The following is a 15,326-nucleotide window of genomic DNA, read 5'->3' as shown; positions in this document are numbered from 1 at the left end:
TATTGAATAGAGATGCTGTCCTGAATGATTTTGTAATCTTTTGATTACGTTTTCTCAAAATCTTTCAAGGTTATTTCACTGTTCAGTTATCAAGGTTCTTTGTGTTTCGTTGCTGACCTGCAACTTTCACAGAATATCATGTCTGTCAGCTTTTGTCAACAACTTTTTTTATTTTTTTAATTCTTATCTCCCGCCGCAACAGGCGTTTCCTGCGCGGTGGAGTTTTATAATAGCACGTCATTTTCTGGATGTCAACACGATTTTGCCATATTTATTAAAGTAGGTCATTTGTCGTTTTTTATCTAAATTATTTGAATTGTGTGTTCAATTCATTTTTCTTTGGATAAAATATAGCGGATGGCATCCTGTACGTTGCTGACACCCACTACATTTATATTTGGATTCTTCTTCAATCCTGCTTTACAAACTTCAGGTAGAATGCAGGTGGTAAAGCCAAGCTTCTGTGCTTCCTGCACGCGCTGTGCCGCCATACTGACTGCACGTACTTCGCCACTTAATCCTACCTCTCCAAAGCAGATGGTCTTCTCATCAATTGGAACATCTTTATAGCTGGATACAATCGCAAGCACAATACCTAAATCAATTGCGGGTTCATTCATACGGATACCCCCGGCAATATTTACATATGCATCGCAGGAACTTAAAGACAGTCCCAGTCTCTTTTCTAATACAGCCATCAGAAGATTGACCCTGTTATAATCCGTTCCTGCAGCTGTTCTTCTTGGCATTCCAAAATTACTGTGGCACACCAGTGCCTGTATTTCCAAAAGAATCGGACGGGTTCCCTCCATAGAGCATGCCACAACAGAACCGGATGCTCCCTCCGGCTTTCCACTGAGCATATATTCCGAAGGATTTTCCACTTCCCTTAACCCTTCGTTACACATTTCAAATACACCTATCTCATTCGTGGAACCAAACCGGTTCTTCACACCACGCAATATACGATATGCCGCATGACGGTCACCTTCAAAATACAATACCGTATCTACCATATGTTCTAACACACGGGGACCTGCCACAACACCCTCTTTGGTCACATGTCCGACAATAAAAATAGAAATACCAAGCCCCTTTGCAATCTGCATCAGAACTCCGGTTGCTTCCCGGACCTGGGAAACACTGCCCGGTGCCGATGTGACATTTTCATTATACATGGTCTGAATGGAGTCAATGACTACGATTTCCGGCTTGGTTCTGCTAATCACTTCTTTGATGGTATCCAGATTTGTCTCACAAAGCAGTGATAAAGTATCTCCAAACTCTCCGATACGCTCTGCGCGAATCTTTATCTGCTGCAAGGATTCCTCTCCGGAAATATATAATACATCTGTCTTCTGCATGGAAAGATTCCGGCACACCTGTAAAAGCAACGTGGATTTTCCAATTCCCGGATCACCGCCAACCAAAACAAGGGAACCTTTTACGATTCCACCGCCCAAAACCCGGTCTAACTCTTTTAATCCGGTAGTCAGCCGTTCTTCCTGCCCTGTTTTAATATCTGCAATTTTTACAACTTCTGCTTTCGCTGCTTCCTTCCGCACTTTTGCAGGTGCTGATTTATCTATCACTTCTTCTACAAAAGTATTCCACCCGCCGCATCCCGGGCACTGTCCCATCCATTTGGATGATTCATAGCCACAGTCCTGGCAGAAAAATACGGTTGCTTTTCCCTTTGCCATCTATTTTCCCCCTTATTCTTGCAATAACTGTCTTTCTTGCTACTCGCGTAAATTAGTAAAAAGAGAACCCAATCCGCTGGAATTGGATTCTCTTTCTTATCATCTTATTGATATATCCATTTATACTCTGGATACTTTTACTGCAACCGGAGTTTCCGGGTCTAATTCAACGCTAAGTGTTAATTTACCACCTAAATTGGTCTTCATCTGACCAATTGATTTTCCTGCTACAAATACATCATACTCTGTCTCTTCCATTAAGCCAAGTGTAATCTCTGCATCTTCCGGTCCTTCTACTTCAAATTCCACACCGTTTTCGGATGCTACCATATTTGTAACTGCAGTTCCTGGAACAGATTCATATACAAACATTCCATTTCTCTCTAATTTGGTAATCTCACGAAATGTCTTAACTTTGTACAAATCTCCCGCATGTTCAAAATTGTCCAGTTTGGATTTTGCTCCCAGTGTATAATCTCCAAAACTGATTGTTCCGTTTGCTTCTGAACGAATTAATTCTGCAACTACAGCCATTTTTTATCCTCCTATAAGCCACTATCCCACGATGGCTTTTTCGTAAATTTTATGAAAATATTATAGCTTATCTCGACACATTTTTCCAGTTATTTTGATGAATTCACAGCGGTTTTTATTTCCTTTTTTACCATGCGGATTTCCACATCATCTCCCGGCTTGATTTTACCGGATAAAATCTCTTCTGCCAGCATATCTTCTATCTGTGTCTGTATCATACGCCGCAATGGTCTTGCTCCATATTTCGGATTGTATGCCTTCTCAGCAATGTATCCTTTTACGCTGCCGGTTATGGTCAGATGGATACCCATCTGTTTTTCACACCGGTCAATTAAAGATTTGCTTAAAATGGTGACAATCTTCTTCATGTCCTCTTTATTGAGAGCCCGGAATACAATGGTCTCGTCAATTCGGTTTAAGAACTCCGGCTTAAAGATTCTCTGGACTTCTTCCATTACACCATTTTTCATGTATTCATAATTCTTCTTTTCATCTTCGCCTGCAGCAAATCCAAGCTTCTTCGGTGCAATGATAGACTGCGCCCCTGCATTGGAAGTCATAATGATAATCGTATTCTTAAAATCTACCCGTCTGCCCTGAGCATCTGTAATCTGTCCATCATCCAGTACCTGAAGCAATACATTAAATACATCCGGGTGTGCCTTTTCAATTTCATCAAAAAGAATAACAGAATATGGTTTTCTTCTGACCTTTTCGCTGAGCTGGCCGCCTTCTTCATAACCTACATAACCTGGCGGTGAACCAATCATTTTAGAAACACTGTGCTTCTCCATGTACTCTGACATATCAACACGAATCATTGCCTGCTCATCGCCAAAGACAGCCTCTGCCAGTGCCTTTGTTATCTCTGTTTTACCAACTCCGGTCGGTCCTAAGAAAAGGAAGGAACCTATCGGACGATGCGGATCTTTTAATCCTACCCGTCCTCTTCTGACTGCTCTTGCCACTGCACTGACTGCCTCTTCCTGTCCTACTACACGCTTATGCAGTGTCTTTTCCAGACGGTTGAGACGTGCAGCCTCGCCCTCTGCCAGTCTCTTCACCGGTATCTTTGTCCAGTCAGATACAATTTCTGCAATTTCATTTTCTCCGACAACCAGTTTCTTCTTGTCTGCATCCCGATGGTATTTTTCCACCTGCTTTTCGTATTTCTTCCGGGCAGCTTCCTTCTCCTTGCGGATTGCCCCGGCATCTTCAAACCGCTGTTCCATCAATGCCGTCTCCATATCGTCCTCTAACTGAGCAGCCTTACGTTCCAGTTCACTAATCTTCTCCGGCATTTTAAATCCGCCAAGGCGAACCTTCGAGGAAGCCTCATCCATCAAATCAATAGCCTTATCCGGCAGATAACGGTCTGCAATATAACGGATAGACAGCTTCACTGCCGCTTCTATTCCGGCATCTGTAATCTGTACATGATGATGCTTCTCGTAGCGTTCTCTTAATCCCTTTAATATTTCTATTGCCTGCTCTTCCGTCGGTTCTTCCACCGTTACCGGCTGGAAACGACGTTCCAGGGCTGCATCTTTTTCAATATATTTACGGTATTCTTCTAATGTGGTTGCTCCGATTAATTGTATTTCTCCACGGGCAAGGGATGGCTTTAAAATATTGGATGCATCAATAGCACCTTCCGCTCCACCTGCTCCGATAATGGTATGAAGTTCATCTATGAAAAGAAGTACATTTCCTGCTTCTGTCACTTCACGAATGACTTTCTTAATCCGCTCTTCAAATTCTCCACGGTATTTAGAGCCTGCTACCATTCCGGATAAATCCAGTGTTACCACTCGTTTTCCCCGGACTGTATCCGGAACCAGTCCGGATGCAATACGCTGGGCAAGTCCTTCTGCAATAGCTGTCTTTCCAACTCCCGGCTCTCCAATCAGGCATGGATTATTTTTCGTCCTGCGGCTTAAAATCTGAATCACGCGGGCAATCTCTGCCTCTCTGCCAATCACCGGGTCTATCTCACCATAGGCTGCCATAGCAGTCAAATCCCTGGAATACTGATCTAAGGTTGGCGTTACTTCTACTGCTTTCTTTTTTCCGGATTTGCTTGCCGCAATCTCCTCTTTATAGCGGTTTACGTCTTCTCCCATGGCTACCAGAGTCTCGATATAAATCTTCTGGATATTCACACCCAGTGTATTCAACAGACGTACACCGGCACAGTCTGCCTCTTTCAATAATGCAATTAAAAGGTGTTCTGTTCCGATATTCTCATTGTCAAAACGCTCTGCCTCCTGGTCAGCGGTCTCAATGATATGCTGAATCCTTGGAGAATAACCTTTCCGGTCTAATACTGCCACATCCGAAGATGGAGCGATTAAATCTTCTATCAGTTCTACCAGACGGGTTTCTTCTACTCCCGCATCCATCAGAACACAGGCAGCTACTCCACTGCCTTCTTTTAGCAATCCCAGTAAAAGGTGCTCTGTTCCAATATAATTATGATGCATGCTTCTGGCTGCCTTTGTCGTCAGTTCTATTACTTTTTGCGCTTGTTTTGTATATGGTTTATGCATAAAATCCTCCTGTCACTACGCGCCAATTCTCTTATAAATCATTTAAATCCATTACTTCAATATCATCATCTGATGATTCTTTTTCAATAAAGTCATCATGGCTTGCAAAGATTCCATTATCTTCATCATCGTCATCAAAAATATCTTTGCTCCGCCGTTTCTTCTCTTTTTTTTCTCTCTTTTCCTTTTCACGTTTCTTTCTGCCGGACATAAATTCCGGTTCTTCTTCAAATTCTTCCATAAAGTCAGTTTCGCCTAACCGTTCTGCCACTTCTTCCGGTAACTGAGCGGCGGAATCCGCTTCTTCTTTTTCTTCTGACTCTGCTTTCTCCGGTAAATCCTTCACTGCACTGGTCTCTTTTTCTTCGACCGGTTCTTCTTCGACTTTACCGGCATCTTCTACGAATTTCTGTTTCTTCTTTGCCTTTCTGCGTTTTTCTTCTTCAAAGATATCTACTGCTTCTTCGATTTCATCATCGTCCTCTTCTTCATAACCTCTTCTTCCACGAAGCAACAGATTAATAATGATAAAAATAAGAATTACGATTACTACAATTAATCCGGCAATAATTTTTAAATCCCGGTCTTTTCTAGCGGTATATTTGTCATTTAAGTCATTTAATGCATTCTGAAGATAGGTGGTATCGGTATCCTCCTCCGTGCTGTCACTGTACTGGTATTCGCTGAAGGTTCCATCACTGGTATTGTAATTATACCAGCCTTCCTGTCCATCATTTGTCATTCCATATACGGTATAAATATTTTCTGTATCTGTTGCGTATGCATCTTCAAATGTACTGTCCCCAACCTGAATAGGCGTGGTTGCTTCGCCCGGTACAATGGAAGTCACTGCCGAAGGTGTCATTAAAATCAGATAATTATCCCCATTATCGATACGAATATATGGGCACACACTGCCATCGGTGCCATTTACCACATAAAAGCCTGCATTTCCTGCTGCATCTGTCATATATAAAAGAGATAAATTACCATTGTTAAAAGCAGCACCACGGTATTCAGCTCCCTGATAAGGCACCTGTGCTTCTGTAAAATCTGCCGGAATCTGTTCTGCTGCGAAATCTTCTGACACGGTATAGGCAGATACAGTATCGTCCGGTGTGGCTGTATCTGTGCCATTATCTGCTCCGGTATTATTGTCCGCCGGAGTATTGCCTGTGTCTGTGCTTGTTGTAGTATCTGTATTTGTTGTAGCACCTGTTGCAGACTTGGTTATGGTCAGATGATAAGTTGCAAGATTTCCATTCTCTGCCTGCACTACTACGTCAATCTTTGTATCTCCATCTGTTTTTAAGGTAGTGGTTCCCACCCCGGACTGAATCGTTGCTGCCGGATTTACCGTTTTTGCACTTACCGTCACGCTGCTTACATCCTGTCCTACCTGTACCGTATAGTACATACGGCTTCCTTCAAATGCAGGTGATAATGAACCCTCGGCTACTGTCAGTGTCTCCAGCGAATTATCCGCAGGACCTGCATATACCTGCATCGGCATTCCTGACATGGCAAAAATGCAAATCAATGTCATGAAAAGTATCTCTATCTTACGAATTGTTTTCTTCATTTTCCGTCTCCTTCAATTCCCTTTTTCTCCAAAACAACAGAAAATCTTCTTTTGATTTTCCTGTACAATATAATCAGTTTCATTATAGAAAACTATCGGGAATGCGTCAACCTCAATTCGAAAAACCATGTCGTACTTATCCCACGGATATGTCTAACGGTTTGCCCTGATTAACCATCCCCACACAACTCCGGCAAGAGAAAGACCTGCTGTAATTGCTGCTCTGTGGTTCCAGTCTGTAATATCCTGTCCCAGCAAAGCTGCCAGCAGTAATAATGTTCCGCCGCTTACCATAAGGGCTGCAAGAGCTGCAAGCACTATCATTTCCATTCTTGACGGATGTTTCTTTCCTCTTCTTACATGTACTGTATTATCACGCATAATTGTGACCTCCCTGTGTCTTTTTTCTTATCTTTTCCTTCGCTTTTCTGCCACTTTTCTGGTATTTTTCAGTGGCTTTGCTCTCTGATAAGATCATGTTACAACAGGATGTGTCCCATATTTCGTACCTATATTATGTAAACTTATTTCCCAATTTTTTCTAAATACTTTGTTCCGAATCCAACCTTTTACAATAAATATAACGCTTGATAAACACCATAACCTGTCCGTCAGCTTCTTTGGATGCATAACAATGCAAAAGAGTTCTGCCGGCACAACACCCACAAAACTCTTTTCTCATATCCGTTATATTACTTTATTATTCGCTCTTTGTCTAATTTGCCGTACTGCCTCATAGAGCAATACGCTTACAGCTACCAGCAGACATCCCCACTGGTTCGCACTGAAAATCTTTCTGTCTTCATAATACCTCAGATAATCCAGTACGAATTTTAATATCGCATACAGCAACAGACTCTTTGGAATTATACCATTCCTTCTTCGTTCTGCCATCCTGTGAAGCAACAAAAACGCCAGCAGAAATAAGATCGTCTCTGCCAGCTGGACCGGAAAGAGATATCCTCCTGTCACTCCATTTTCAAGATAGCGGACACTGACCGGTCCCCGATATGGTATTCCTCCACAACAGCCCGCAAAAAAGCAGCCGAGCTTTGAAACTGCATACATCAGTCCCAATGCCAGCACATATGCAGTCCATAATTCCTTCTTATTCTCCTTACTGATTTTTGTAAAAATCCACACACCGAGCAGGATGCCCGCCATACCGCCAAGACTGGAAAAACCAAATGTTTCTACTTTACCCTGTTCTGCCAGCTGCACAATAAAGGTATAAAATGCTCCAAAATATAATGCCAGAACTGTATTCAAAAGCTCTGAATAAAAGATATGACTGCCCCTTACTCCTGCTTTTTTCAAATACCATGTGGCATAAAGATATGCCAGTACAAAGCTTAAGAGAAAACAGATAAAATACGGCGAAATTCTCCAGTGCAAAATCGTAATATCTATCATTTATTTTCCTGCCTCATCAGCCCGGACAGTTTCGGACACAGCTTATGAATGCCAGCCCACAGGCAATAATTGTTACTGCTATAAATACTACTACAAGAATGGCAAGTGCAATATAAAGCCACATCAGCACTTTACCAAATACACTCTGCGGATATTTTACACGGACCAAAATCATAAGTACCAGTGCTGCAATTCCACAGCCAGCCATAAGAAAAGTCAGAATTGAACCTAATACATAGCTGCTTGCGATATTATAATAAATTTCTTCTTTTCCTGCATCAAACAACAGTCCCAGAATAATATTCTTAATAAAAATTACTGCCATCGGTGCAAACATCAAAATCATGGAAATAATACATAATTTGTCTGCCTGCTTCTTATCTTCCGGAGAGAGCTCCGGTCGTGGCATTTTTCCCTGTCGTGGCGGCATATTCGTTGGCATCGGCGGTCTCTGCTGCATCTGCATGTTTGGTGGCATCGGTCTGCCCTGTTGCATCTGCATATTCGGCGGCATTGGTCCACCTTGCTGCGGCGGCATATTCGGTGGCATCGGCGGTCTCTGCTGTGACGGCATGTTTGGTGGCATCTGGTTCCACTGATTATTCATAATTTATCCCTTTACCCTTTCTCAATACATATTACATTTCCTGCAACTTTTATTAGAGTGCTTTCTTCTCTTTAATCGGCTGTTTTTCATCACAACTATAGGTCAGTTTCTCTCCATAGGTCTGCTCGTAAACAGCTTTCCACGCTTCATAATTCTTATCCCGCATCCCACAGGAATTCTGTGCACGCTTTTTATTCGGATCCGGATAAATCGGTTCGCAGAAATGCACCGTATATTCCTGCACATAGAATCCGTCATCATCTAAAACATCACTGTCTTCCATGGTAATAAATACGGGAAGTACCGGCTTATTATTTCTGGCAGCGAAGGTAAATGCGCCCTTCTGCAGCGGTCTTGGTTTCCGGTAATTCCACCACATTCCCTGCTCCGGATAGACAAGTACAAATTGATTTTTCTCTAATACCCTGTCTACGGCAGCAATGAATTTCTCCATGGTCTTAAAATTAGAGCTTAACGGCAGTGTGTTGCAATGGCGCATTAACACTCCGTAAAATCCCGGAAATCCGGTATAATTGCCTTCCCGGATTACACGGTACATTTTTTTCTTTTTCAATTTACCCTGCTCGAAGGCAAGCTGGATGGCAAAGCTGTCAAATGCATTGAAATGGTTACAGGTAATGACTGCTCCGTCTGCTACTTTTTCAAGATTTTCAATGCCTTTGTATTCTTTGATTATCAACTGCTTTTTCTTTATCAGCATATTGACAAACCATCTTGCTACTTTAAATGCATATTTGGTCTGTGTCTTGCTCTTTAAACTTCTTGGAAGATAATTAATATCTTCCGGCATCAGAACCGGTGCCGGTGGATTTTCTTCTGCATCTTCTGAAAATCTTCCTTCCCGCTCCAGTTCCTCTATGTGAGCAAGCAGCGCAAGCTTACTTTCTGATTTTCCGGCTTTTTCCATCTTGCGAAGATAATTATCTTCTCTGTTAATCTCAGATACCGCAAGCTGGATTAATTTCTCACCAGACACACTGTCATTGCGGCGCTGCTCATCGGTATAATTAGCAAGTCCTTCTTTTATGGCATCATAATCCGCTGTCATCTTCGCATATTTCCAGAAATACTCTGCCAGACGGCAGTCTTCATAATGCCATGGTTTGGCTGCCATATTAAAATGGAATAATCCCACCTCTTCTTCCGGGCAGGCAAGTTCTCCAAATACCTGTGCATTCCACTTCGGTTCCATATAAAGCACCTGATTCTTGCAAATCAGATTCAGGTAATCCTGATCCTGCGCTACCACAAAAAGATAGATGTGAAGCATCTCTAAGAATTCATCTAAAAGATGATTTTCACGGAACTGACTGCAGTTCATCAGCATTACTCCGGCGTTGAAATATCTAGCACGCTTTACGCCTAATACCTTTTCTACATAATCACCTAAGATATCTGTCTGTGCTACCACACGGTCCGGACAGACTCCGGCATATAATTTACCAAGCTTATGGTCATATAATTCTGCAATATTTCCCACTACGATGGTATCGCTGTCAATATAAAGTGCCTTGCGGTACTGTGGAAACATATCCGGAATAAAAAGCCGGAAATATGTTGTGTTGGAATAATAGTCACGAATCGGAAGCTTATCTGCAATGCTCCTCATCTTGTCTGTAACATCCACAAAATCAATTGCAAATTCTTCATCTGCCATGGCAAGCACTTTTGCCTGGATTGCTTTCGTAATTCCCATATGTAAAATGTAAATATGATATTTCCGGCTGCGGTCTGCATTTTCCATGATGGACTTCATGGAAACCATCGTATATTTTACAAATCCTTCATCGCAGGCAAAGAAAATCGGTATCTCCGCTTTCTTCCCATACTGTGATAAACTCTTCATTTCCATAAATTAACTCCTTACCTCTTAGTGTCCTGTTCAAATTTCTTTTTCAGATAAATATATTCGAACAGAATATCATCAAACGCTTCATACTTAAAAATTCTGTGAATTGCACTGACATTCCACTGCTTAATATTTGCCGTATGCGGATATGGCAGGTAAAAAAGCCGTTTGGAAAAATGTCTGATTATTGTATTCTTATGTAAGAACTTCTGGTCATTATATTTCTGCGGCAGCATTTTCTTTGCCGTGGTACTTCTGTATACTGCATCCTGATCCGCAAACAGTAATTTTTTTGTCTTAATGAGATGTCTTGCTTTTTCAAAAAGGCCTGTTTTCTTAATCTCTGCCATATTAAAAAGCAATACTCCCGCATTGATATAGTTTGGATTGATTAAATATTTTCCATAGTGGTCTCTTGCTGCAGCATACTCATACCCTTTTACATCAATGTCATATAAAAGCTCCGGCTCCCGGTTAAATAAAATATCTGCATCCAGATAAAGAAGCTTATCCGGGATTTCCGGAATCTTATCTGCAAACAGACGAAGCAGGGTATATGGTGAACAATACGCACCTTCGTTCGGACAGCCTGCAAATTCTTCTTTATAAATATCTGTCACATCAATCTTGATTACAATATTTTCTTTGTTATAGGACTTTGCTACCTCATTTAAAAATGCAATCTGCTCATCACTCACCGGCAGAAAATCCTCTCTTAAATGTGATACATCCATTGTAAAAATGTAGATGCGGTATGGCTCTGTCGATTTCGTCCGCATAAAAATGGACAGCATCCCGGTCAGTATTCCATCAAATACTTTGACATTCCCCGAAAATAGAATATTTCTCATACATCACCTTTTTTGATATAAGTAGCAAGTACAAGGGTGTTCCTGCTGCTTCTTTCTTTCATCTGTTCATAAATCCTGTTTCTAAGGTCTGCTTTCTGCTCTTTTCCACGCAATTTCGCATCCGGATAAAACGGACCATCCACATAGGTTACTATCTGCGGCTTTTTACTATGCTTCCGTTTCTGATATGTATTGGTAAAACAGATTACCGGGCATTGATACTGCACCGGATAACGGAAGGAAGAATCCTTAAAAGGACGTATCTTCGTATAATAAGGCCAGATATGTGCCTCCGGATATATCATCACGCATTTTTTCGCAGTGATTTTCTTTCCGATTTCTTCTAAGAAATGTTTCATGGCATCCTTATCATCCGGCAGCGGCAACGCCCCAAGATATGGCGTTACTTTTCCGAAAAAGGGCATAGAAACATTATTCGGATGCACAATCACATATACGTCCGTCGGATGTGCCAGCATTGTGGGAATCAGTGCATCTGCTCCTGCATTGGTATGATTTCCGTAGAGGAAAAATCCCTGTCCCTTTAACGCTTTTATTTTTTCCCGTCCCACTATCTTATGACGGTATTTTATCTTTAAAAAGCACCATGCCACCGGTTTTGCAATGAGATTATAACAGATAAAATGTAATAATTTCCTTCCCAAGCTGTCCTGGCTGTACTGATATGTTCCATCAATTTTCTTCGCAGTTATCTTTGCTTCCGAAAATTCATCCTCTAATTCATTTTCATAGTAGTATACTCGCATATCCCACAGTTTACTATTTCTTGCTATTTTTTGCAACTTTTCTGAACAGAGAATGTGCCTTGGCACATTCTCGCGCCTGCGGCGGTCGCTTACGACATCTACCTTATACGCCGCAGTGCGCATCCTCGCAGAGCGTTTTTACTTTACAGGAAAGCAATTTCCTGTAAAGTAAAAAGGCTCCTGACAAAGTATGCCAGAAGCTGCTTTTTACATTTTAATATTTTACATGGAAGCCCCGTTCCGTCTCATCCAGTGGAAGTTCTTTTCTGTCCATGCTGCGGATTTCGATGTAACGGTCCTGGCAGAGTCTTTGAATTATCATATCAATTTCTTCCGGCAGTCCCTGCAATTCTGCCTGTACCGAGCCGTCATATTCATTGCGCACCCAGCCAGTCACACCAAAATGCCCCGCCAGATGCGACATGCGATAGCGGAATCCCACACCCTGGACATATCCGTTAAACTGATAAAAAACACGAATTTTTCTATTTTCTGACATACGACCACCTCTCTTTATCATTCCAATGGTATCAATCTCTTCCATCCAGACTAACGTGCCCGTTGCCTTTTTAAGTTTCTGATCAACTGCGGCGTATGTAATGCCAGTATCCGGTTGACCTGATTGACAACATGTGAATTATTTAACACATATACGATTCCAGCACTTAATCCTAACAGGATAAAAAATGCTATCCAGCCCCAGTCACCCAGATAATCATAGATTCCGGCAAACATCAGAATATCCCGTAAAATCCGGTGCAGCATATATACCGGCATGGTATTCTGTCCGATTACTGACAACCTTGTCTTTCCTCTCGGAATGCAAAACATAATTGCCCAGGAAATAAGAAATGCTGCAATCATCAGGGAAAGGCGGACCATCGGTCCTTTCCACACTTCTTCCAGTTCATAATAGGATATATTTTCATATACCATTCCCAGGGAATCTTTCAACCTTGCTCCATATGCCAGAATAAAGATACAGATTGCCTCCGCGCATGGAACCACCAGTCTCTGAAACTTTGGCTGCAATGCTTTTTCCAGTGTCTTCTGCTCCAGAAAATAGCCCAGATAAAAAAACGGTCCAAATACCAGAATTCGTGACAGACATAAAAAGTCTCCCACATTTTTAAAATAGCCAGCTGTTAATGCCAGCACTACCGTAAGCAAAAGAACCGGCACCGCTTTACATTTACGGACAAGTGGTATCGTCAGATACCATACAATCATTGCAAATAAATACCACGGTGCACCACTTTGGGAAAAGAAATCTATCTCCGTAAATTTTTCAAATCCCGCAATGGCATATACTATCTGAATTGCCACAACGAACACAACATATGCTTTCAGTAGATACAATATTTTCTTAAAATTATATTGTCCATTTTTATAAATTTTCTTGGCAAAATAGCCGGAGATAAATACAAAAAGCGGCATATGAAATACATAGATGAGCCGTTTCACTACCACCAGTGGATTATCTCCATGGATTGGAAGCAGGAAATGTCCCAGCACAACTAAGAATATCAATACCGCTTTTAAATTATCAAAAAAATAGTCTCTTTCTTTATTCATCCTTTTACATCCTCGCATTACCGAAAATGTATTATAGAACTTTTGCGGGAGATGTCAAGATTTTTTATCATTTAGATTACTTTTATCTTGAAACATTTAATTTTAACATAAGTGCTTCCTGTAACACTCTGGAAACATTTATATGTGCTTTTTCTGCTTCCTGATTTAACCAATTTGGCAATGTTACATTTCTTCTTACTGTTTTATTATCTACTCTCCTTCGATACTCTGTAAAATCAATATCAACAAATGATACATAGCCCTCTCCATCTTCTGCAAAAGTACCCTTAGAAGTATCAATTTCATTTATAGAACTTGCCTCTGGAAACTTTTTTTCTTTATCTTCATAGGTTATTCCTTTTAGACCGATTGCATCCCTTGCCATTTTCACTGCATCAGCCATTCCATACCCCTCAGTTAATATTTCCCAATCCGGCACCTCTATTAATACAGTATCTTTTTTATCATTCAGTGGTGTAAAAATTACTGGATATACCTGTCTCATACAAAACAACCTCCATTCTTAATCTCATCATATCATTTATAATTATCATATAAGAAATGGGAATTCTTATAATCCCCATTTCCTTATAATTGCCTTTGCTAATCTTTCATTAATTTCTTTGTGTCTTGGAATCTGTTCTTCGTCTGAACCTCTTGTATATATATCATGATTACTACCATGTCTTTCCAACGAAAAGCCTGCTGCTTCCAGTTTCTTTACTAATTCCCTATTCTTCAAATAGTATCCCCCTTTCAATTATATTATACACATTTTTTGTGTATTTGCAAATATTTTTATGTGTGTTTAATACGCATTTTCATCAATTGAACTTGAATTAATTCTTTTTATTCCATTTTTTACTATAAAGCAGTAAAAAAGGAAGGACAAACGTCCCTCCCTTTAATTTATAACTTTTTAATTCCTTCCATTAATTAAGATGCTCATTAAGTTCATCATCACTTATATGGTCATATACGTTTGCAGTTCCACCACCCGGAATATCATAAGAACGAGTTGGTTCTCCAATATCAATTGTTGTACCAGGTGCTAGATCCGGAAGGTCATCCTCTGTAAATCCATAAGGATTCTCTTCGTTGCTGGATGTAGATGCGCTGCTATTTCCTTTTCCGGAAGAAGAACCATTCCCCTTAGCTCCGGTATCGCTGGATTTATTGGATTTTGCAGTTGCATTTTCTTTGGTGCTTGTATTGCTATCTGCAACCTGCTCTTTCTCCTGAGCCGCCTGTTCCGCTGCCACTCTTGCAGCTTCCTCCTCTGCTACTTTCTGTGTTTCCAGCTCCGCTTCCTTTGCAGCTACAACTTCTTTCACCTGTGCTTCCATATCATCTGCGGATGGAATTGCCAGATTCTGCTCTGCAGACGCAACTGTATTTCCTACCTTTGGATCCTTTATTGTCTGGAAGTAAACTGCACTTCCAACACCAGCTACTGCTAATACTCCGACGATTGCAATTACAATGCTCTTTTTCATTTCAGGTACCCCTTCTCTTTGTTTCTATTATAAAATACTTCATATCAACTTTTTATTTGATCCAATTAACATATATTTATTTTTATTATATCACACATTTTTCCTTTTACTACTATCAATTCATATATCAATAGTAAATTCCAAGTTGCTACGCTCTATTTAACTATGATATAATATTTTTATGGAAGAAGGTGTTAAAATGAATGAAGAATCTATGTTAACAGATAAACAATATACTGGAATGTTAATAGATGAATTTCAAAGACTTGAGCGTATCCTGAAAGCTGCAAAAAATGAAAATGCAGTAGAAACAGTCAAATTAATTAATGACGAAATGAAATATCTCAGATTAAAATTAGAACCTATCAAATTACCATAG

The 15,326-nt window shown here is 40.7% G+C and carries 16 protein-coding genes; 1 reads left to right on the top strand and 15 read right to left on the bottom strand.

The genetic code is table 11. The annotated features are described in order from the left end of the window. Positions 1-329: 329 nt before the first annotated feature. From radA to DWY37_RS05115, 15 genes are all read right to left on the bottom strand, one after another. Positions 330-1,703 (bottom strand): DNA repair protein RadA, encoded by a 1,374-nt coding sequence (gene radA, locus DWY37_RS05185; RefSeq protein ID WP_117697631.1) that lies wholly within the window; start codon positions 1,701-1,703, stop codon positions 330-332. A gap of 120 nt (positions 1,704-1,823) precedes the next feature. Continuing rightward, complete coding sequence (locus DWY37_RS05180) at positions 1,824-2,237, bottom strand: endosialidase (protein ID WP_117697630.1); 414 nt, start codon at positions 2,235-2,237, stop codon at positions 1,824-1,826. Positions 2,238-2,326: 89 nt separating this feature from the next. Beyond that, positions 2,327-4,786, bottom strand: coding sequence for an ATP-dependent Clp protease ATP-binding subunit (locus DWY37_RS05175; RefSeq protein ID WP_118544432.1), 2,460 nt, complete (start codon positions 4,784-4,786; stop codon positions 2,327-2,329). Between the two features lie 31 nt (positions 4,787-4,817). Next, on the bottom strand, positions 4,818-6,368 hold the full coding sequence (locus DWY37_RS05170) for a cadherin-like beta sandwich domain-containing protein (protein WP_118542262.1): 1,551 nt from the start codon (positions 6,366-6,368) through the stop codon (positions 4,818-4,820). A 153-nt stretch (positions 6,369-6,521) separates the two neighbouring features. Beyond that, the gene (locus tag DWY37_RS05165; RefSeq protein WP_022243971.1) at positions 6,522-6,749 is read right to left on the bottom strand and encodes a hypothetical protein; all 228 of its coding nucleotides are present in this window, start codon (positions 6,747-6,749) and stop codon (positions 6,522-6,524) included. A gap of 306 nt (positions 6,750-7,055) precedes the next feature. Beyond that, the gene (locus tag DWY37_RS05160; RefSeq protein ID WP_118542264.1) at positions 7,056-7,781 is read right to left on the bottom strand and encodes a prolipoprotein diacylglyceryl transferase family protein; all 726 of its coding nucleotides are present in this window, start codon (positions 7,779-7,781) and stop codon (positions 7,056-7,058) included. A 16-nt stretch (positions 7,782-7,797) separates the two neighbouring features. Continuing rightward, positions 7,798-8,388 carry a hypothetical protein gene (locus DWY37_RS05155; protein ID WP_117697625.1) on the bottom strand — a complete coding sequence of 197 codons (591 nt, stop codon included), beginning with the start codon at positions 8,386-8,388 and terminating at the stop codon, positions 7,798-7,800. Positions 8,389-8,440: 52 nt separating this feature from the next. Further along, entirely contained in the window at positions 8,441-10,261 is a 1,821-nt protein-coding gene (locus tag DWY37_RS05150; RefSeq protein WP_118544433.1) for a glycosyltransferase, read from the bottom strand. 11 nt (positions 10,262-10,272) lie between these two features. Continuing rightward, positions 10,273-11,109 (bottom strand): glycosyltransferase, encoded by an 837-nt coding sequence (locus DWY37_RS05145; protein ID WP_118542270.1) that lies wholly within the window; start codon positions 11,107-11,109, stop codon positions 10,273-10,275. Further along, complete coding sequence (locus DWY37_RS05140) at positions 11,106-11,876, bottom strand: lysophospholipid acyltransferase family protein (protein WP_118542272.1); 771 nt, start codon at positions 11,874-11,876, stop codon at positions 11,106-11,108. The genes DWY37_RS05145 and DWY37_RS05140 overlap by 4 nt, the downstream gene beginning before the upstream one ends. A 214-nt stretch (positions 11,877-12,090) precedes the next feature. Then, the gene (locus tag DWY37_RS05135) at positions 12,091-12,375 is read right to left on the bottom strand and encodes an acylphosphatase (protein ID WP_022243967.1); all 285 of its coding nucleotides are present in this window, start codon (positions 12,373-12,375) and stop codon (positions 12,091-12,093) included. Positions 12,376-12,425: 50 nt separating this feature from the next. Then, positions 12,426-13,451, bottom strand: a complete 1,026-nt coding sequence (locus DWY37_RS05130) for an acyltransferase family protein (RefSeq protein ID WP_158575672.1) — start codon at positions 13,449-13,451, stop codon at positions 12,426-12,428. 82 nt (positions 13,452-13,533) lie between these two features. Further along, entirely contained in the window at positions 13,534-13,956 is a 423-nt protein-coding gene (locus DWY37_RS05125; protein ID WP_022243965.1) for a type II toxin-antitoxin system HicB family antitoxin, read from the bottom strand. A gap of 66 nt (positions 13,957-14,022) precedes the next feature. Further along, the gene (locus DWY37_RS05120) at positions 14,023-14,193 is read right to left on the bottom strand and encodes a type II toxin-antitoxin system HicA family toxin (protein ID WP_022243964.1); all 171 of its coding nucleotides are present in this window, start codon (positions 14,191-14,193) and stop codon (positions 14,023-14,025) included. A gap of 190 nt (positions 14,194-14,383) precedes the next feature. Further along, the gene (locus tag DWY37_RS05115) at positions 14,384-14,947 is read right to left on the bottom strand and encodes a hypothetical protein (protein WP_117840634.1); all 564 of its coding nucleotides are present in this window, start codon (positions 14,945-14,947) and stop codon (positions 14,384-14,386) included. Positions 14,948-15,146: 199 nt separating this feature from the next. On the opposite strand from DWY37_RS05115, the gene DWY37_RS05110 reads away from it, so the two are divergent. Next, complete coding sequence (locus DWY37_RS05110) at positions 15,147-15,326, top strand: hypothetical protein (RefSeq protein WP_022243963.1); 180 nt, start codon at positions 15,147-15,149, stop codon at positions 15,324-15,326.

Source organism: Roseburia sp. AF25-13LB (genome assembly GCF_003478915.1).
Classification (GTDB): Bacteria; Bacillota; Clostridia; order Lachnospirales; family Lachnospiraceae; genus Roseburia_C; species Roseburia_C amylophila.
This window is presented reverse-complemented; position numbering and strand designations above follow the sequence as displayed.

Coding starts and splice junctions, on each gene's coding strand:
- radA (WP_117697631.1), bottom strand. CDS start 1,703: ATGGCAAAGGGAAAAGCAACCGTATTTTTCTGCCAGGACTGTGGCTAT.
- DWY37_RS05165 (WP_022243971.1), bottom strand. CDS start 6,749: ATGCGTGATAATACAGTACATGTAAGAAGAGGAAAGAAACATCCGTCA.
- DWY37_RS05180 (WP_117697630.1), bottom strand. CDS start 2,237: ATGGCTGTAGTTGCAGAATTAATTCGTTCAGAAGCAAACGGAACAATC.
- DWY37_RS05175 (WP_118544432.1), bottom strand. CDS start 4,786: ATGCATAAACCATATACAAAACAAGCGCAAAAAGTAATAGAACTGACG.
- DWY37_RS05130 (WP_158575672.1), bottom strand. CDS start 13,451: ATGAATAAAGAAAGAGACTATTTTTTTGATAATTTAAAAGCGGTATTG.
- DWY37_RS05125 (WP_022243965.1), bottom strand. CDS start 13,956: ATGAGACAGGTATATCCAGTAATTTTTACACCACTGAATGATAAAAAA.
- DWY37_RS05160 (WP_118542264.1), bottom strand. CDS start 7,781: ATGATAGATATTACGATTTTGCACTGGAGAATTTCGCCGTATTTTATC.
- DWY37_RS05155 (WP_117697625.1), bottom strand. CDS start 8,388: ATGAATAATCAGTGGAACCAGATGCCACCAAACATGCCGTCACAGCAG.
- DWY37_RS05150 (WP_118544433.1), bottom strand. CDS start 10,261: ATGGAAATGAAGAGTTTATCACAGTATGGGAAGAAAGCGGAGATACCG.
- DWY37_RS05110 (WP_022243963.1), top strand. CDS start 15,147: ATGAATGAAGAATCTATGTTAACAGATAAACAATATACTGGAATGTTA.
- DWY37_RS05140 (WP_118542272.1), bottom strand. CDS start 11,876: ATGCGAGTATACTACTATGAAAATGAATTAGAGGATGAATTTTCGGAA.
- DWY37_RS05170 (WP_118542262.1), bottom strand. CDS start 6,368: ATGAAGAAAACAATTCGTAAGATAGAGATACTTTTCATGACATTGATT.
- DWY37_RS05145 (WP_118542270.1), bottom strand. CDS start 11,109: ATGAGAAATATTCTATTTTCGGGGAATGTCAAAGTATTTGATGGAATA.
- DWY37_RS05115 (WP_117840634.1), bottom strand. CDS start 14,947: ATGAAAAAGAGCATTGTAATTGCAATCGTCGGAGTATTAGCAGTAGCT.
- DWY37_RS05135 (WP_022243967.1), bottom strand. CDS start 12,375: ATGTCAGAAAATAGAAAAATTCGTGTTTTTTATCAGTTTAACGGATAT.